The 17,480-nt window shown below is 50.4% G+C and carries 14 protein-coding genes; 4 read left to right on the forward strand and 10 right to left on the reverse strand.

Annotated elements, in window-relative coordinates; genetic code table 11:
• Positions 1-11 precede the first annotated feature (11 nt).
• From ccoG to FJM65_RS00745, 6 genes are all read right to left on the reverse strand, one after another.
• Positions 12-1,418, reverse strand: coding sequence for a cytochrome c oxidase accessory protein CcoG (gene ccoG, locus FJM65_RS00720; RefSeq protein ID WP_140618346.1), 1,407 nt, complete (start codon positions 1,416-1,418; stop codon positions 12-14).
• A gap of 221 nt (positions 1,419-1,639) precedes the next feature.
• Entirely contained in the window at positions 1,640-2,845 is a 1,206-nt protein-coding gene (locus FJM65_RS00725) for a c-type cytochrome (RefSeq protein ID WP_140618348.1), read from the reverse strand.
• Positions 2,842-3,036: a hypothetical protein gene (locus FJM65_RS00730; RefSeq protein WP_140618351.1), complete on the reverse strand. Its 195-nt coding sequence runs from the start codon at positions 3,034-3,036 to the stop codon at positions 2,842-2,844. The genes FJM65_RS00725 and FJM65_RS00730 overlap by 4 nt, the downstream gene beginning before the upstream one ends.
• An 87-nt stretch (positions 3,037-3,123) precedes the next feature.
• Positions 3,124-5,298, reverse strand: a complete 2,175-nt coding sequence (gene ccoN / locus FJM65_RS00735; protein WP_140618353.1) for a cytochrome-c oxidase, cbb3-type subunit I — start codon at positions 5,296-5,298, stop codon at positions 3,124-3,126.
• Positions 5,299-5,586: 288 nt separating this feature from the next.
• On the reverse strand, positions 5,587-5,769 hold the full coding sequence (gene ccoS / locus FJM65_RS00740) for a cbb3-type cytochrome oxidase assembly protein CcoS (protein ID WP_140618355.1): 183 nt from the start codon (positions 5,767-5,769) through the stop codon (positions 5,587-5,589).
• A gap of 33 nt (positions 5,770-5,802) precedes the next feature.
• Positions 5,803-8,214 (reverse strand): heavy metal translocating P-type ATPase, encoded by a 2,412-nt coding sequence (locus FJM65_RS00745; RefSeq protein WP_140618357.1) that lies wholly within the window; start codon positions 8,212-8,214, stop codon positions 5,803-5,805.
• 603 nt (positions 8,215-8,817) lie between these two features.
• On the opposite strand from FJM65_RS00745, the gene FJM65_RS00750 reads away from it, so the two are divergent.
• Positions 8,818-9,534: a hypothetical protein gene (locus tag FJM65_RS00750; protein ID WP_140618359.1), complete on the forward strand. Its 717-nt coding sequence runs from the start codon at positions 8,818-8,820 to the stop codon at positions 9,532-9,534.
• 103 nt (positions 9,535-9,637) lie between these two features.
• Here the strand turns inward: FJM65_RS00750 and FJM65_RS00755 are convergent, their stop codons facing one another.
• The 3 genes from FJM65_RS00755 to FJM65_RS00765 form a co-directional block, all read right to left on the reverse strand.
• Positions 9,638-10,345 carry a Crp/Fnr family transcriptional regulator gene (locus FJM65_RS00755; RefSeq protein WP_140618361.1) on the reverse strand — a complete coding sequence of 236 codons (708 nt, stop codon included), beginning with the start codon at positions 10,343-10,345 and terminating at the stop codon, positions 9,638-9,640.
• 104 nt (positions 10,346-10,449) lie between these two features.
• Complete coding sequence (locus FJM65_RS00760) at positions 10,450-11,010, reverse strand: plastocyanin/azurin family copper-binding protein (protein WP_140618364.1); 561 nt, start codon at positions 11,008-11,010, stop codon at positions 10,450-10,452.
• 30 nt (positions 11,011-11,040) lie between these two features.
• On the reverse strand, positions 11,041-12,783 hold the full coding sequence (locus FJM65_RS00765) for a L,D-transpeptidase family protein (RefSeq protein WP_140618366.1): 1,743 nt from the start codon (positions 12,781-12,783) through the stop codon (positions 11,041-11,043).
• 291 nt (positions 12,784-13,074) lie between these two features.
• Between FJM65_RS00765 and FJM65_RS00770 the strand changes: the two genes are divergently transcribed.
• The gene (locus tag FJM65_RS00770) at positions 13,075-14,970 is read left to right on the forward strand and encodes a M1 family metallopeptidase (RefSeq protein ID WP_239022778.1); all 1,896 of its coding nucleotides are present in this window, start codon (positions 13,075-13,077) and stop codon (positions 14,968-14,970) included.
• A gap of 159 nt (positions 14,971-15,129) precedes the next feature.
• Here the strand turns inward: FJM65_RS00770 and FJM65_RS00775 are convergent, their stop codons facing one another.
• Positions 15,130-15,621 (reverse strand): YciE/YciF ferroxidase family protein, encoded by a 492-nt coding sequence (locus tag FJM65_RS00775; RefSeq protein ID WP_140618368.1) that lies wholly within the window; start codon positions 15,619-15,621, stop codon positions 15,130-15,132.
• A gap of 324 nt (positions 15,622-15,945) precedes the next feature.
• Between FJM65_RS00775 and FJM65_RS00780 the strand changes: the two genes are divergently transcribed.
• Together FJM65_RS00780 and FJM65_RS00785 are read left to right on the forward strand one after the other, a co-directional pair.
• The gene (locus tag FJM65_RS00780) at positions 15,946-16,848 is read left to right on the forward strand and encodes a cyanophycinase (protein ID WP_140618371.1); all 903 of its coding nucleotides are present in this window, start codon (positions 15,946-15,948) and stop codon (positions 16,846-16,848) included.
• Positions 16,849-16,855: 7 nt separating this feature from the next.
• Complete coding sequence (locus FJM65_RS00785) at positions 16,856-17,473, forward strand: HAD family hydrolase (protein ID WP_140618373.1); 618 nt, start codon at positions 16,856-16,858, stop codon at positions 17,471-17,473.
• Positions 17,474-17,480 lie beyond the last annotated feature (7 nt).

Here is a 17,480-nt window from a genome sequence, read left to right on the forward strand (position 1 = left end):
AAACAGATGCTTTACTTGGCTGGTCCCAGGAACTTGGTGTCCTGCGTGGTGATAAGCTCATCGCCATAGTATAAACCAATCTCGATCTTGGAGTTCAAGCCTTCGAGCTCACTTGGGTCAATCTCTGTAAAGAAAACGCCCTCCACAATTCCCTGTGCTGGCAGTAACAGCTTTTCTTCGCCAATCACTTTTATACTTCCCTCCTTGTTGAGGAGCTTAAGCGTGAGCGGCATGTCATGGTTGGTCTTATTGATCACGGAGATGTTGTAGAGGTTTTTGATGTGCCCCTGCTCTGTTTTCTGGTAAAGTTGGCCCGGCGTGCGAAGAATAGTGGCCTCAGCCTCGTCGCGGAGAAGCAGAAGCGTTGTAAGCGCCGTCAAAAGTATGGCCAGCACGGCAGTGTAGCCCATCACGCGAGGGGTAAAGAAGGTCCACTTGGTGCCTTTCTCAATTGCCTCCTCCGACTCATAGCGAATCAGGCCTTCAGGCTTGTCGATCATGCGCATGATGTCGTTGCAGGCGTCGATGCAGGCGGTGCAGTTGATGCACTCCAGCTGCTGCGCCCCGTTGCGGATATCAATGCCTGTGGGGCACACCTGCACACACTGGTGGCAGTCAATACAATCGCCTTCGGTTCGCTCCTGCCCTTTTCTTAGCTTGCCACGAGGCTCCCCGCGGCCATAGTCGTAGGCCACCACCACGGTCTTTTTATCCTGCATTACGCCCTGCAAGCGGCCGTACGGGCACACGATGGTACATACCTGCTCTCTGAACCAGGCAAAAACCCAGAAAAAGATTCCGGTAAACACCAGCATGGCCCCAAAGCCGGCCACATGCTCCAGCGGTCCGTCCGTGATGATATGCTTTAGCTCGTCAATGCCTATCACATAGGCCAGGAATATGTTAGAGATCAAAAAGGAGATGAGCAGGAAAAGGGTGATTTTGGTGCCCTTCTTCATGATCTTTTCAGCGTTCCAGGGCATTTTGTCCAAGGCTCGCTGCTTGGTGTAATCTCCTTCAATGGCATACTCAATGCGTCGGAAAACCATCTCCAGGAAAATGGTCTGCGGACAGACCCAGCCACAGAAGACCCTGCCGTATACTACCGTGAAAAGTATGATGAACACGACCAGCGTTAAGAAGGCCAGCACAAGCAGGAAGAAGTCCTGGGGCCAGAACAGCACGCCGAATATCACGAATTTGCGCTCCACTACGTTCAGCATGAGCAGCGGCAATCCGTTGATCTTGATAAAAGGGCCTGCAAATAACAGCGACAGCAGAAGGTAGCTTGCGTATTTGCGGTAGTTGTAAAGTTTTCCTTTTGGTTTTTTAGGGTACACCCATACGCGTTTACCCTTTTCATCCACCGTGGAGATGTGGTCCCGAAATTCGTCGGTTGGTTTTGCTTTAGTTGCCATGGCAGTGATAACTGGTGCGGATATTACTCCTGCCTTTATAAGATTAAATATTAGGTGTATGAGGCCTCATTGATCCTCCCTACAAAAGTCCGCATAAGGGCTAACTAAAAAGATGACATAGGTCAGTTGTTGGGGTGATAGTCGTCACCAAAGGGGGCGTACATAAAAAGTGCGGGCACCTGTTTCAGGTGCCCGCAGCTCATGAAATATAGTCTGTTCTATTATTCTTTCTCTCCCTGTGGCTCTTTGGCATTGGCTGGGTTGGTGCCCTTCAGGCTCAGGATATAGCTCGATACCTGCAGTATCTGGTCCTTTGTCAGCTTGCCCTGCCAAGGCACCATGCCTTTGGCCGGCACCCCGAACTTCACTGTTTTGAAGATCTCGTTAACGTCTCCTCCGTGCAGCCAGTACTCGTCTGTCAGGTTCGGTCCAACGGCACCCTGGGCTTCCTGGCCGTGGCAGGCGGCGCAGTTCGTGCTGAAGATCGACTTACCGGCATCAATGGAGGCGGCGTCCGTCAGGGCCTCATAGTTGGTAACAGCGTTCGGGTCCTCTGCATTTTTGGCCGCAAAGATGGCAGCCTGTTCTATTTCCATCTCATACTCTTCTGTTTGCAGCGTGCCGGTTTTAAACACATGGTAGTGCAGCATGTAGCCTACCGCAAACACAATGGATACATAGAACATCGCCTTCCACCACGGCGGCAGGTCGTTGTCATACTCCTGAATACCGTCAAAATCGTGGTGCGAGTGGATCTTGTCCTTTGCCTGGCCGGTTACCACAGTGGCGTCGCCGCGCAGCAGGAACAGCACGCGGCCTGCAAAAGACTTGCGGAAATCCTCGTCATGGATCGTATCCCCCATCATTGGCACAAACAGGCGGAACAGCATAACAAGCGTTACCAGCGACAGCAGTATGATGATGGCTGAAAGTATGAACGTGAGGTGCACCACAGGCGGCAGCTCCATGAACGATACTTCCGCGGGCGCGGCAGGTGTGCTGGCTTGGTCATCAGTTGGCGTTACGGCGGCTTCGGTGGGAGCCTCGGCCTCTTTTGCGCTTTCCTCTTTAATGTAGGCGATGACGTTCTTGATGTCGGCCTCTGCCAGCGAACCTCCGAAAGAAGGCATCGGCACTTTGTTGAACTTCTCAAAAACCGCTACCGCGTCCTTGTCGCCAGACTGCACCAGCTCCTGCGAGTTCTGCACAAACTTGATGATCCATTCCTCATCGCGTCGTTCGTGCACGTTTTTCAGGGCCGGCCCCACCACATCAGACTCTATGCTGTGGCAAACGGTACAGTTGGCCTCAAATACTTTTTTCCCTTCTACAGCATCCTGTGCCTGTGCGCCAGCTACCCCCACCAGCAGCATGGCTGCTGCCAGGTGCAGGCTTTTCTTTCCAGGTAATAAAGTTAACCAGCTCATTGTCTCTGTCTTTCTTTTGGTGTCGTGTCGTTGTCTTGTGCGCAAGGGATCTGGCTCATCGCCTCCACATGCTTCTTGTCCAGCAGGCTTACATACAGCAGCAGCCCCAGAAAAAAAATAAAGAAGATGCTGAACGAGATGATTGGGTATATTTCGATGCCGTCTATGGCTTCTAAAACGTTTTTATACATTTTTTTAGACTTTAGATGTTGGTAGTTAGATGCTAGATTCTCTACAGTAGGTGTAAGTCTATTGCCTAGAATCTAGCGTCTAGCATCTTATTCTTCCGCTTTTACTTTGATGTCGGTGCCCAGGCGCTGCAGGTAGGCGATCAGAGCCACGATTTCTTTCTTTGGCGCTACTTCTATACCTTCTTTGGCCAGCTGGGCCGACACTTCTTTCGCCTGCGTCATCAGCTCCTCGTTAGCGTTGGCGATGTACTCCTCTTCGTAAGGAACGCCCAGCGTTTTCAGGGTTTTCAGCTTGTCCTGCGTAGAGCCCATGTCTATTTCCTGCTCAAATAACCAAGGGTATGGCGGCATAATAGAGCCCGGCGACATAGAGGTTGGGTCCATCATGTGGTGGTAGTGCCATGAGTTCGGGTACTTCCCGCCCACGCGGTGCAAGTCCGGGCCGGTACGCTTAGAGCCCCACAGGAAGTTGTGGTCATACACGAACTCCCCTGCCTTAGAGTACTCGCCGTAACGCTCTGTCTCTGATCGGAACGGACGCACCATCTGCGTATGGCAGTTCACGCATCCCTCTTTGATGTACAGGTCGCGGCCCTGCAACTCCAGCGAAGTATAAGGCTTCACGCTGGCAATGGTCGGAACGTTTGATTTGATCACGAAAGCAGGTATAAACTCTACCAAGCCTCCGATCATGATGGCAACCGTTGCCCAAATGGCCATCTGCATTGGGCGCTTCTCGATCCAGGCGTGCCAGTGAGAAGCGTTTGAGCTTTCCGCTTTGATGACTGCCGGGGCCTCGGTACGCTCGTTGGCAACCAGGTTGCCGGATTTGGCTGTTTTGTACAGGTTGTATACCATCAGTAACACACCAGATAAGTATAACACACCGCCAATACCGCGCAGGTAGTACATCGGTACAATTTGCAGCACTGTTTCCAGGAAGTTAGAGTACTGCAGCGTGCCTTCCGCGGTAAATTGTTTCCACATCAGGCCTTGGGTAAAGCCTGCCCAATACATGGGGATGGCGTAAAAAAGGATACCCAGTGTACCCAGCCAGAAGTGTGCGTTAGCCATTTTCTTAGAGAACAGCTCTGTTTTGTAGAGGCGCGGGAACAGCCAGTACAGCATGGCAAATGTCAGGAAGCCGTTCCAGCCAAGGGCACCCACGTGCACGTGCGCTACGATCCAGTCGGTAAAGTGGGCAATGGCGTTCACGTTTTTCAGCGACAGCATTGGGCCCTCAAATGTAGCCATACCGTAGGCAGTAATGGCCACCACCATAAACTTCAGGATCGGGTTCTCTCGCACCTTGTCCCAGGCACCACGCAGGGTAAGCAAGCCGTTGATCATACCGCCCCAGCTTGGAGCGATCAGCATCACAGAGAACGCTACACCCAGTGACTGTGCCCAGTCTGGCAGGGCGGTATAAAGCAAGTGGTGCGGTCCGGCCCAGATGTAGATAAAGATCAGGGACCAGAAGTGGATGATAGACAGGCGGTAAGAGTATACCGGGCGATTTGCTGCTTTAGGCAGGAAGTAATACATCAGGCCCAGGTACGGCGTTGTCAGGAAGAACGCCACCGCATTGTGGCCATACCACCACTGCACCAGCGCATCCTGCACACCGGCATAGCCAGAGTAGCTCTTCAGGAAGCTAACGGGCATTTCGTAAGAGTTTACAATGTGCAGCACGGCCACTGTCAGGAAGGTAGCGATGTAGAACCAAATGGCCACATACATGTGCTTTTCACGGCGTCTGGCAATGGTGCCGAACATGTTCCAGCCAAATACTACCCAGATCAGCGTAATGGCAATGTCAATCGGCCACTCCAACTCGGCATACTCTTTTGAGGTCGTCATGCCCAGCGGCAGGGTGATAACCGCCGAAACGATGATCAGCTGCCAGCCCCAGAAGTGGATCTTGCTCAGCAGGTCGCTGTACATCCTGGTCTTGCAGAGGCGCTGGAGGGAGTAGTAAACGCCCATAAAGATGGCGTTGCCCACAAAGGCAAAAATAACAGCGTTGGTATGCAGCGGCCTTACACGGCCAAATGTGGTATACTGGCTACCCATGTTCACGTTAGGGTTAGCCAGCTGGAAGGCTATAATCACCCCGATCAGCATACCTATAACACCCCAAAGTATGGTTGCTATACCAAAATTCCGAACGATCTTGTTGTCGTAAAAGAACGTTTCGGTAAGCCCCCTTTGCTTGAGCTCGTCAGGGGCGTTTTCTAAGACTTCGGCTACATTAGTTGACATGTGCGGTGTCCTCCATTTGGTTAAAGTTTTGTTGTTTTATCGTTTGGCTTTTAAGGCGCTGGTCCAGTTACTGGCTATTTTCGGCAGTCTGTAACCCTTACCTGTTTTCACGGTTCAAAATTGCTCAGGAATGGCTTTTTAAAAGATGACGAATGTCACTTCCATAGGTGATTGATGTCAATGTCATGCAGGAGAGCATCCCTGTTAAAGCCCTACCGGAAAAGTATGGCGCTACTAATCAGGCAGGGCTTTATAGTAAAGTATAGGTTTGATGATGAAGTATAACTTTCAGTGAGGCTTAGGTTTAGCCTCATGCTTTGTGGCTTTTGACGGCTCGTTTTCGAAGAGCATGCGCACGGCGGGTGTATAGTCGTCTTCGTACTGGCCGGATTTAACAGCCCATAGAAAAGCGGCCAGAAAACCAGTGGCCACGGTTACACTTATCCCGATCAATAGAAAAATAATGAACATGGCGTTTATACTTTAGTATGGTGGACAAAAAGGCTATAAACCCGCTTTTTTAGCGGCAAGCCGTACGGATATAGTGGCAAACAAAATCACGCTGATGGAGCTGATAGGCATCAGGATAGCCGAGATGATGGGCGTAAACAGCCCCTGCACGGCCAGCGTCAGGCCCACGGCATTATACACCAGCGACACCGCAAAGCTTGCCAGAATGATGTTCATCGACTTTTTAGAAAAAGCAAGAAACTTGCTCAACCTACTAAAAGAGGAGGCATCCAAGATGGCGTCGCAGGACGGCGAGAAGTTAGTCACGCTGTTGGTCAGGGCGATGCCCGCGTCGCTTTGCTTCAAGGCACCGGCGTCGTTCAATCCGTCGCCTACCATCAGCACGTTTCGGCCCTGGTTTTTCAGCTGTTTGATATACTCCAGCTTCTGCACAGGGCTTTGGTTAAAGTTGAGCTCAGCCTCAGTTCCCAGCAGCTCGCGCAGGCGCGCCTCTTCGTGGTTGTTGTCGCCGGAGAGCACCGCAATTTTATCGGCACCAAGGCTCTGCAGCACCTCCTGCAAGCCGCCGCGGTATACGTTCTGGAAAGTATAAAATCCCAAAACCACGCCATCAATGGATACATACACTCTCGTTTTGAGGGCATCCTGAACATCATCGGCCTTTACTCCTAAGTATGCTGCCGAACCGGCGCGCACAAACATTCCGTTTGCCTCTCCGGCCACACCTTTGCCCGCATACTCTTCGAAGTCAGAAACCTCTGCCGTTGCGCCCGCTATACCCTGAAAGATGCGCTGGCTCAGCGGGTGCGTGGAGTGGCGCAGCACCGATTTTATACTTTGCTCCTGGGCTGGGCTAAGCTTTTTGCCCTTATAGCTGAGTTCTGCGGCACTTGGCTCGGTCAGGGTGCCGGTTTTGTCGAAAACGATGGTGTCAATTCGGGCAAGTGTTTCAACGACGGCTGTGTTCTTTAAGAAAAACTTGTTCTTGCCGAAGATGCGCAAGGTGTTGCCATGCACAAACGGGGTGGAGAGGGAAAGCGCGCAGGGGCAGGCAATGATCAGCACAGAGGTAAAGGCACGCATGGCCATTGTCATGTCGCGCGGAACCCAGTAGGCAAGCGAGCCGGCAGCAACTATAAGCGTGACAATAATGAACCACTTACCGGCCTCATTGGCGTAGGTGCTCATACTGTGCTCCTCGCTTTTAGAGAAAACGCTGTTGTTCCAGAGCTGCGTCAGGTAGCCCTGCGACACCTCTTTCACCACCTCCAGCTCCACGCTTTCGCCCATCTGGCGGCCGCCGGCGTAAATCACCTCCCCTACCACTTTCTCTACTGGCTCCGACTCTCCGCTCACAAAGCTGTAGTCGATCATGGCGGTGCCGCGCAGCAGCATGGCGTCTGCGGGTATCAGCTCCTGGTTGCGTATGCGGATGCGGTTTCCCACCTGCAGGTTGCGCACCGGCACCGACTCTTCCTCGCCGTCTTCTTTCAGCAGCGTTACCGCCACCGGAAAGTAAGAAGTATAATCACGGTCAAAGGAAAGAGTATCATAGGTTTTTTGCTGAAAGTACTTGCCGATCAGCATAAAGAAGACAAGTCCTGTGAAGGAGTCGAGGTAACCGGGGCCGGTACCAGTAATAATCTGGTAGATACTGGTAAGGAACAGAGCGACGAGGCCAGTGGCTATGGGCAGGTCGATGTTGACCATGCGCTGGCGCAGGCCCTGCCATGCCGCCTGAAAAAAGCCCTTGGCGCTGTAAAGCAGCACAGGCAATGACAGCAGTATGCTGAGGTAGCCAAAGAACTTCCCATAATCGCGCTGCACCTCCTCGCCCATTGCAAAATAATCCGGAAAGGCCAACAGCATGACATTGCCGAAGCAGAAGCCGGCTACACCTAATTTATAGACAAGCGTGAAATTGCGTTTTTTCTCCTTTTTACCGTCGGTGTCTGCCAGGGTAATGGCTGGTTCGTAGCCGATGCGGCTGAGCAGCTGCACCACCTCACGCAGGCTGGTTTTCTGGTGAGAGAAGGTTAAGGATACCTCCTTGCGCAGAAAATTAACCGTTGTCTCAGCTACGCCGGGGTTTAGTTTGTACAGGTTCTCCAGAAGCCAGATACAGGAGCTGCAGTGCATCTGAGGCGTGTAAAAAGTTACTTTGCAGATGCTCTCGTTCTTAAAGTTGATCAGCTGCGCCTCCACGCCCGGATCGTCCAGGTAAGCAAAGCGGGCATCGTTTACCTCTCTCTTGCCATTAATGCCGGGGTTGCTGTCTAAAGTATAGTAGGTGCACAGGTTGTTTTCCTCCAGCAGCTCATACACGTTTTTGCAGCCGGTGCAGCAAAACGACTTAGCATGCGCCATGACCACCTCGTCAACACATTTGTCTCCGCAGTGGTAGCAGGTTTGAGCCTCTGTTTTTAAAGCAGCGTTCGATGCCATAGTTCTCCTTTTGTAACTTTTACAAAGGTAGGTGCCATGGCTGCCTGCAAAGATGATTTATATCAGTTTAGAAGCTGATCCTTGTCAGTGCCCGTTTAAGCGCAGTGCCTGATATTTGCATCATCAAGTTAATCGGAGGCGCCACGAACGGAGCGAGCCGGTTGCTTTCAACTATATGAAAGAGCTTTGCAGTGGTTTAAGGTGAGAGCTGCTTTTGCCAGAGCTGCAGCGACAGGCGGATGAAGTAGCGCCTTTCACGCAGCTTTGGCGCAAAGCCATCATATCAGAAAGAGTTTAGTGTTTAGTTAAGTATACATGGTGTTGGCGTGTCGTATTAACTATACGAACGCAGAAAGGCAGGCCGCTTTGCAGCCTGCCTTTTGGTTTTATACCCAACCCGAACAGGTGTATACTTTAAGTTAGGGCTGCAGCTAATCGTACAGGTGGCAGAGGTTATAAAGCTTTTCCTGATCCTGAGTGGGGGTGCTGTTGAACGATGTTAGTTAGCACTTTAGGCAGGAGTAATATCAGAATGAATGAATAATGCAGGTTAATTTGTACCCTGCTTTTTATACCTTTATCCTTCTCATTAGAACATCTTTAATGGTTTTACTAAAAAAAGCTTTTAAAATTCTCTGGCTAAGTATAAGCTTACTGCTGATGTTTCTGCCTGTTATTGTTATTCTTTTATTCTTAGTAAGCAACTATAATGGCTTTCTCGATCCTTATGGGTTGGGTTTCACCATTTTACTATGTGCTTTACTTTGGTTTATAGGAATGGTGGTTTATCTTTTCATTGATAAGAAGCTTGTTAGAAAAATCACTGTAACAGTAATAAGTTTAGGATTCGCCATTTTACTTGGCCAAGCTGTTAGCTTGATCCGCTCCTATAAAAGAGATAAATTTCTTACTGCGTATTTTCTTAAAAAGAAAGAAAGTATGGCGCTTGCTGCAAAAAGCATATTAAATAAAGAATGGAGTTATCATAAAGCCAGCCTTTATATATGGGATTTTGATGGAAGATATATTGATGATGTAAAGATATTTTCGTGTGATGACTATAGAGGGGAAGCAGTAGTTTTTGGGTATTTTAATCTCAACCGTAAAAAATATGCTTTTGATGAATTTGAAGGATGGGCGTACTTGCCTGCGCATACTAAAGCATTACTACCAGCAGAGATGTGTAATATGGTATTTACTTCTTGTGAGAGAATTGATAGCAATTGGTTGAAATGGACAGCTATGACTAGGCAAAAAACAGTCCCTGAAATGTTTCCGACACTAACTGAAGAAGAACTTAGGATTCTTTACCATGATTAATGGCATGTGCAGTATTGACTATAAGGATACCGAAGGCCGGCTTTATTACAGCCGGCCTTCGGTATTATAAGCATCTTATACTCGTCAAACGATCATAATTAAGTTAATCGTACAGGTGGCAGATGCTGTGCAGCTTGTCGGGGTTTAAGATGGTAATGCGGCTGCCTTTGGTGGCGATGATCTGTTCTTCTTTCAGCTCAGAAAGCAGGCGGATGGTTGTTTCTTTGGCTGTGCCCACAATAGAGGCCAGGTCCTCCCGGGAGATAGCGATGGTAAAGTTGCCTTGTGCCTCGCCAGTTGTTTGGTAAGTTTTCTGGAGCAACAGCAGGGACTCTGCCAGTCGCTCCCTCACTGGCTTGCAGGCCATTTGCGTCATACGCGCTTCTGCGTCCCCCAAGGCTTTGGAAAAAAGGAGCATCAGGTTCCTGTTGAAGGTCATGTTCTCTTGTACCAGCTCCATAAACTGCGCCTTGGGTACAAAGCATACCACCGTGTCCTCCATTGCAACCGCTGAAGCGGAGTAATGAGCGTCTGCCACCAGCGAACGGTAACCGATCACATCACCGGGCCTGGCCAATCGGATGATCTGCTCTTTGCCGTCGCTTCCTATTTTGGTGATCTTCACTTTGCCGGAATGCACGCAATGAAGCCCCGAAGGTTTAGAGCCTTCGCTAAAAACCTCCTGCCCTTTTCTGAAAAGGCAACTTGACTTGTGAACTGCCAGCTCCTCCAGTTCACTTGTAAGGCAACTGCCAATTAACGAGCTGTTTCTGCTAGGGCAAAGCTGACATTCCGGCGGTACGAACTTCATAGTATGACTCTAATGACGCCGTAAATGTAAAAAATTGTCACCTAAACTCTGTAGTTCGCTGGCCTGTTTTAAGGTAGATTAAAGGCACTTATGACGAAGATCATTTATTTGACCACCAGCACACCATTCATTTTCTGCCAATGGTCGGGATACGTGCAAACAAAGTCGTACAAACCGGGTTTGGTCGGCGCCATAAACTCCAACTCTACCGTCTGCCCCGGCAAAGCGATGGGCGTGGCGGCAATTACGTCGTCGCTTTGCGGAATGTAGTTGCCAGAGGCGCCTATGCTGTCTCCGGCTAAGGCAACTTCTTTATACTTACCGGGTGCGGTAAACACGACATTGTGCACCATGGGCATATCTACGCCCTCATTTACGAAGGTGAACTTGATGTGCTCCCCTGCTTTAACCTCAAGGGTGTCTTTGCTGTAGCGAATTTCATCCAGGGTGTTACCCAGCGCATGCAGCTCCAACTCTGCCACTTTCTGCATCACGGTATCGGTATCCTCCATTAGCGGCGCGCTGGCAGCGGTGGCGGTGTCTTTTAACTGGGCCTTCAGGCTTTCCTGCTCTTTATCGGTGTCCTTCGGGCCACAGCCCCATAAGGTGCCGAAAATCAGGCTTAACATCAGTATTTTATACTTGCTCATTGCGGTCGTCATCATGTTGGCACCTTGGCCTCTGTCCTACTTAGTTTAGCCAAAGTACTCCTGCTTCAGCTTCTTGTCGTGCCCGTACAGGTCTTCGCGGAAATGCACATTACCCTCTTCATCTACCCAACTGGTGAAGTATACTAGGTATACCTGAATTTTTTTAGGCAATGTCACCCATTCTTCTTCCCCGCCGTTCATTACTTCCCGGATGCGGTTCTCATTCCATTCAGGCATGTCTTTGAGCAGGTAGCTGGCCAGCTGCACCGGCTTTTCCAAGCGCACGCAGCCATGGCTAAAGTTACGGTCTGTCTGGCTGAAGAGGGCGTCAGCAGGCGTATCGTGCAGGTAAATGGCATGCTGGTTCGGGAAGAGGAACTTGAGCTGGCCAAGGGAGTTTTCCGGACCCGGCTTCTGGCGCACCATGTACTGGAAGTTCTTCTCCGTCACGCTTTCCCAGTCGATGGAGGAAGGTGAGACAGGCTGCGGGTTCTTCTCCTTCGTCACGATCTCCATGTTCTGGGAGTCCAGCCAGGCTTGGTTCGTAAGCATGTGCGGCTTAATTTCCTTTTCTACGATGCTGTTGGGTACATTCCAGTAGGGAGCCAGTACAACATACTCCATCTTATCGCTGAAAATCGGCGTAGCGTTCATTGTCTTACCTACCACCACGCGCATCTCCATCACTTTTTCATACTCGCGCTCAGCTTCCGGATCGTTGTCCGGGTCTTCGTAAATATAGAGTTTATACTCCGGGATGTTTACCCAGATATATTTCTGATCAAGGCTTTTAGGCACCATGCGTTTTGGGATCCAGCGCCAACGCTCCATGTTGATCATGATCTGCTCGATGCGGTCATCGATTGGGATGTTCATGGTGCGCAGCGTGTTGCCACCCACTACGCCGTCCTGGTCCAGGCCGTGCAGCATCTGGAATTTCTTCACCTGTTTTTCAACGCCTTCGTCAAACACCCACTGCTTTTTATCGTTAGGGCTTATCTTTGCCGATGGGTTCAGGCGCTGGCGCAGCACTGCCACAGCCTGGGCGGTGTCTCCCTTTTGCAACGCCTTTTTACCGCCGAGCTCCACTTTAGGCCAGCCGCCTTTGGCCTGTAGCGCCCTGTACTCCTGCAGGGCATCGCGCAAGCGGGTATAGCCGGTGTGCAGGGCCTCAAACTCATAATATGGGTATGTGCTCTCGCGTTCTTTTAGAATGGTTTGCAGGGCTTTGTGCAGCTTTATCTTATTCTTTTTAACCTCCCAATTCACTTTGTTGTCGTCCTGCGGGTTAACACGGCCACGGTAAAAGTCGGAGGCATAGTTAAAGTAGGAGCCGGTCAGGGCCACGTCAATCTGCTGCTGCAGGTCCAGGCGAGCCGAGTCTTGCGGGTCCATCTGCTCATACTTCTGAAAAAGCTCTTGGAAGTTAACCAGCTTATACTTCTTAGGGTCAAGCCCCTCAATAGAGGAAGAATCAATTACGGCGAGGAATTTTTCAGCTTCCGGCACCAGGTCGTTGTCGCGGAACCAGGCAAGCTTATAGTTGCGGTCTCCGTAGAACTCGAACATCAGGTCCTCATGCTCCTTAAAATCAGGCTTTTTAGAGATATAGTTCAGCACGTAGAGGCTGTCGGTCGTAGCTTGCGGAAGCTCTTTTTTGCTCAGCAGGTCTTCCAGCAGGTTTTTGTCTTTTTTATCAGAGTCTTTGCTGTTGCAGCCCGTAAGTGCGGCTATCAGCAGAGGCAGCACAGCAGCAAGGGTGATCAATCTTAATTTGTAAGGGTTCATACGTCTATTTTTAGCTCAGCACACTTTACTACAAGCAGTTTCTATGCCACGCTCACAACTGGCATAGTGCTTCTTTTTTTAGTGCAATAAGAAAGCGGCTGATAGGGTTTTGCTAGGTTTTCCTCCCTTTCTACTTCAATAAGCCACAAAAAGTTTTCATGCTGATGCGGTCCTACCGCTTCGGCAGCTACGCCCGTAGCCGTATTTACTTTGGGTTGATCGGGGTGCTTAGCTGATTTCAGAATTCACACAAATTGCCTAACTTACACCTGAATGTATCCTTAAAGCAACATGAGAACCTATCACCGTTTTTTAATGGGCCTCGGCCTGGCTGGCAGCCTTTACCTGGCTTCCTGCTCTTCCACCACCAACGAAAATGAGACTATGACAACGGAACAAACCGCTTCAGAGCAGTCAGCCAAAGACGTGCACAGCTTTGCCAAACCGGCAGAGGCTGTGGCCAAGCATCTGGACCTGAACATTGATGTGAACTTTGAGCAGAAAGTGCTGCACGGCACCGCCTCCTACTTAATCGAAAACAAGACCGGCACCGATGAGATCGTGTTCGACACCCGCGGCCTGGAGATAGAGAAAGTATACCTGGGCGATGCGCAAGAGGAAACGGGATTTGCGTTGGGCGATGAGAAAGAGTTTTTGGGCCGTCCGCTTTCTGTAAAGATCAAGCCCGACACAAAGAAAGTAACCATACAGTATAAAACCTCGCCGGATGCGGCTGCCCTGCAGTGGCTGAACCCGCAGCAGACCGCCGGCAAAAAATACCCGTTCCTGTTCACGCAGTCGCAGGCCATACTTGCCCGCACCTGGATTCCAATACAGGATAGCCCCGGCATCCGCATTACTTATAACGCAGAAGTAAAAGTGCCCAAAGAGCTGCTGGCCGTGATGAGCGCCAGCAACCCGGTTGAAAAGAATGCCAGCGGCGTTTATACGTTCGAGATGAAGCAGCCCATCCCGTCATACCTGATGGCCCTGTCGGTGGGCGACCTGGTGTTTAGAGAGGTGGGCACACAAACAGGTATTTATGCGGAGCCTGCCACCATTGAGGCGGCAGCCTACGAGTTTGCCGAAATGGACAAGATGCTGGTTGCCGCTGAAAAGCTGTATGGCAAATACCGCTGGGACCGCTACGACCTGCTGGTGCTGCCGCCCTCCTTCCCGTTCGGAGGTATGGAAAACCCGCGCCTGACTTTCGTGACGCCGACGGTGCTGGCCAAAGACCGCTCGTTGACCAGCCTCATTGCGCACGAGCTGGCGCACAGCTGGAGCGGAAACCTGGTGACGAACGGCACCTGGAACGACTTTTGGCTAAACGAGGGCTTTACCGTATACTTCGAGCGCCGCATTATGGAGGAGATCTACGGGAAAGACTATGCCGATATGCTGAACGTGCTGGGCTACCAGGACTTGATGAACACCCTCAACGACCTTGGGAAGGACAGCCAGGACACTCGCCTGAAATTGGACCTGGAAGGCCGTGACCCGGATGAGGGGCTGACCGACATCGCCTATGAGAAAGGGAGCTTCTTCCTGCAGAACATTGAGAAGGCCGTAGGCCGGGAGCGTTTCGATGAGTTCCTGAACAACTACTTTAACACCTTTGCCTTCCAGAGCACGAACACCGATAAATTCCTGGATTTCCTGCAGAAGGAGCTGATAAAAGGCGATGAGGAACTGGCCAAGAAAATCAACGTGGATGGCTGGGTATACTCTCCTGGTTTGCCAGCTGATTTTAAAGTGCCTACCAGCGCGCGCTTTGCAAAAGTAGAAGAAGCCTTCCAAAGCTGGAAAAACGGTACGCCAGCCGCGCAACTGAGCACCAAGGACTGGTCGAGCCACGAGTGGCTGCACTTTATTCGCATGCTGCCCGAGCAGATGAGCCAGGAGCAAATGGCAGACCTGGACAAAGCTTTCAACTTCACCAACTCCGGAAATTCCGAGGTTTTGGCGGCCTGGTTCATCCATGCCATCCAAAACAATTATACGACCGCAGATGAGGCCATGGAGCAGTTCCTAACCAATGTAGGACGCCGCAAGTTTCTGGTTCCTATTTACAAGGCACTGGCAGCTACGCCGGAAGGCAAAAAGAAAGCCCTGGCCATTTATGCCAAAGCGCGCCCCAACTATCATGCTGTCTCCACGGTCACACTGGATGAAATGCTCAAATAAATACAGCTTTAATGAAGTATAAAAAAGAAGGCCCTCTGGTATGAGGGCCTTCTTTTTTATACTTGTGCATCAAGGGGAAAGCTCTGTGACCTTCTGACCTGCTTGGTGGAGCCAGGCGAAGGTACAGAGCCTTCCTTCATACGTATACGTAGGGCAGCGTTATCTTTCTGCCTTTATATTGATGGAGCTTTCTGCAATCTTGGTCAGCATTTCGTCTGTTTTCTTTTCTTCTTCCAGCGTCTTGTGTAGTAGGTTCAGCACGTCGTTCAGGCCTAACTGCTTGGCATAGGTGCAGATAGTGCCGTAGGCGGCTATTTCGTAATGCTCCACGCGCTGGGCAGAGGCAATCAGGGCGGCATCCATCACGCTGTCCTCGGCCTTTTCGCTCATCATAGACTCAGCCTCTTTAATGATGCCTTCCATGGCCTTGCACTTCTCACCTTTGGCTTTTTCTCCCAGCATGTCGAACACCTTCTCGAGTCGCTCAATCTGCTTATCGGTAACGTTCAGGTGGTCTTCAAAAGCCTTCTTGAGTTTGTCAGAAGAGGTGGCTTTCATCATTTTGGGCAAAGCCTTGGTAATCTGGTGCTCTGCGTTATAGATGTCTTTCAATTCGTGGATCATCAGATCCTTTAAGTTGTTTAGTTTCATAGCTTGGAAAGGTTACGCGTTTCAATAATAGCTGTTTGGCTTATTACTGAACCTACTATACGGCACCATTCCGGCGGGGTTGGGATATATGATTTTTATTTGTAAAACAGCCTGATTTGAGGGTTAGCGATATTTTATAATATAACAAAATTTATATATGGAGATGTGACTAATAAGCGGTGCCCATACTCCGCTGATCCCTTAATACGGTTTATGGGCAAATTTGAAACGATTTAGGCTGAAAGCTGTAATCATACTGTAAGTATACCTTTTGTAGGTATAGGAAGTATATATATTGTAGACGAACACACTGTAGCATCACCCGTGGATATACCTAAAGGAAAACTTATTGCTGTTGGCGGAAACGAAGACAAAGGCAGCTACCCCAATCCCAAGTCAAAGAGAAAGTACTACCTCGACTTTTTCGAGTTAGGTATTCTGAAGCGATTCCTGAAGGAAGTTCCGGCCAAGAACCCGCATATAGAAGTTGTTACCACGGCCTCCATGATTCCGGAGGAAGTTGGGGAGCGCTATACCAGCGCCTTCGGCATTTTGGGCGTGGAGAATGTGCAGTTGATGCATATCCGCACAGAGGAAGACGCGTTAAATCCAGCGTATATCAAACGCATCAAAGAATGCGACGGGATCATGTTCAGTGGCGGCGACCAATCGCGCATTACCCGAATGTTCCTGGAAACCGAGATTCTGGAGATCCTAAAGCGCCGCTACCTGCACGAAGACTTTGTGATTGCCGGCACCAGCGCCGGGGCCATGGCCATGTCGGCGGAAATGATCAAAGGAGGCAGCGCTACCGAGTCGCTGCTGCGTGGGGCGGTTAAGATGGGGCGCGGACTGGGGCTTCTTGATAATGTGATCATTGACACGCACTTTGTAATTCGTGGCCGCTTCGGCAGATTGATGGAAGCCGTGGTGACGCACCCCAAAACCATTGGCATCGGCCTGGGAGAAGACACAGGTGTGCTGATAACCGAGGGGCACATGATCGAGACGATCGGCTCTAACCTGGTAGTGATTGCAGACGGGCATGAGGTAAAGTATACCAACATCAAAGAAGTGGAGTCTGGCCGGCCTGTGGCCATCGACAACATGGTGATGCATGTGCTGGCCAAAGGCAACCTGTATGACATGAACTCGCGCATCTTTTACAGAAGCGAAGAAGACTATAAACGGGTGCAGCTGCAGGAACTCAACCATGAAATAAAATAAGTCACCTATGAACATACAAGCCCTCATACTGGACCTTGACAACACGATTTTTCCGGTTCCGTCTATCGGCGATGAGCTGTTTCAGCCTTTTTTTGAGCTGCTGGAGCAGCGCCAGGACTATGAGGGCGACTTGCAGGAAATCAGAAAGGACGCCATGCGCATCCCTTACCAGAAAGTGGCGGAGAAGTATAAGTTTAGCGAAGCCCTGAAAGACAAAGGCGATTCCATCCTGCAACAGCTTACCTATAGCAAGCACATCCCCGCTTTTGAGGATTACGCTGTTTTAAAGCAACTGCCGTTTGCAAAGTTTTTGGTGACCACCGGCTATACCAACATGCAGCAAAGTAAGATTGATTGCCTGGGTATAGCACCGGACTTCACGGAGCTGCATGTGGTAGACCCGACGAAAACGGATAAAACGAAGAAAGGTGTTTTCCAAAGTATACTGGAGCGCTATAAGTATAAGCCAACCGAGGTGCTCGTTATCGGCGACGACCCCCACTCTGAGTTAAAGGCCGGCAGGGAGTTGGGCATTCGCACGGTGCTCTATACGAAACAAAACAACAGCAGCTCGTACGCCTCCTGCACGATTTCCAGTTTTGAGGAGCTAAAGGAGCTACTTTAGTAAGTGG

The sequence above is a fragment of the Pontibacter mangrovi genome (assembly GCF_006385705.1).
Classification (GTDB): Bacteria; Bacteroidota; Bacteroidia; order Cytophagales; family Hymenobacteraceae; genus Pontibacter; species Pontibacter mangrovi.

Excerpts from the sequence above, each read along its gene's own strand:
- ccoG (WP_140618346.1), bottom strand. The coding sequence starts at position 1,418 with ATGGCAACTAAAGCAAAACCAACCGACGAATTTCGGGACCACATCTCC.
- FJM65_RS00725 (WP_140618348.1), bottom strand. The coding sequence starts at position 2,845 with ATGAGCTGGTTAACTTTATTACCTGGAAAGAAAAGCCTGCACCTGGCA.
- FJM65_RS00730 (WP_140618351.1), bottom strand. The coding sequence starts at position 3,036 with ATGTATAAAAACGTTTTAGAAGCCATAGACGGCATCGAAATATACCCA.
- ccoN (WP_140618353.1), bottom strand. The coding sequence starts at position 5,298 with ATGTCAACTAATGTAGCCGAAGTCTTAGAAAACGCCCCTGACGAGCTC.
- ccoS (WP_140618355.1), bottom strand. The coding sequence starts at position 5,769 with ATGTTCATTATTTTTCTATTGATCGGGATAAGTGTAACCGTGGCCACT.
- FJM65_RS00745 (WP_140618357.1), bottom strand. The coding sequence starts at position 8,214 with ATGGCATCGAACGCTGCTTTAAAAACAGAGGCTCAAACCTGCTACCAC.
- FJM65_RS00750 (WP_140618359.1), top strand. The coding sequence starts at position 8,818 with ATGGTTTTACTAAAAAAAGCTTTTAAAATTCTCTGGCTAAGTATAAGC.
- FJM65_RS00755 (WP_140618361.1), bottom strand. The coding sequence starts at position 10,345 with ATGAAGTTCGTACCGCCGGAATGTCAGCTTTGCCCTAGCAGAAACAGC.
- FJM65_RS00760 (WP_140618364.1), bottom strand. The coding sequence starts at position 11,010 with ATGATGACGACCGCAATGAGCAAGTATAAAATACTGATGTTAAGCCTG.
- FJM65_RS00765 (WP_140618366.1), bottom strand. The coding sequence starts at position 12,783 with ATGAACCCTTACAAATTAAGATTGATCACCCTTGCTGCTGTGCTGCCT.
- FJM65_RS00770 (WP_239022778.1), top strand. The coding sequence starts at position 13,075 with ATGAGAACCTATCACCGTTTTTTAATGGGCCTCGGCCTGGCTGGCAGC.
- FJM65_RS00775 (WP_140618368.1), bottom strand. The coding sequence starts at position 15,621 with ATGAAACTAAACAACTTAAAGGATCTGATGATCCACGAATTGAAAGAC.
- FJM65_RS00785 (WP_140618373.1), top strand. The coding sequence starts at position 16,856 with ATGAACATACAAGCCCTCATACTGGACCTTGACAACACGATTTTTCCG.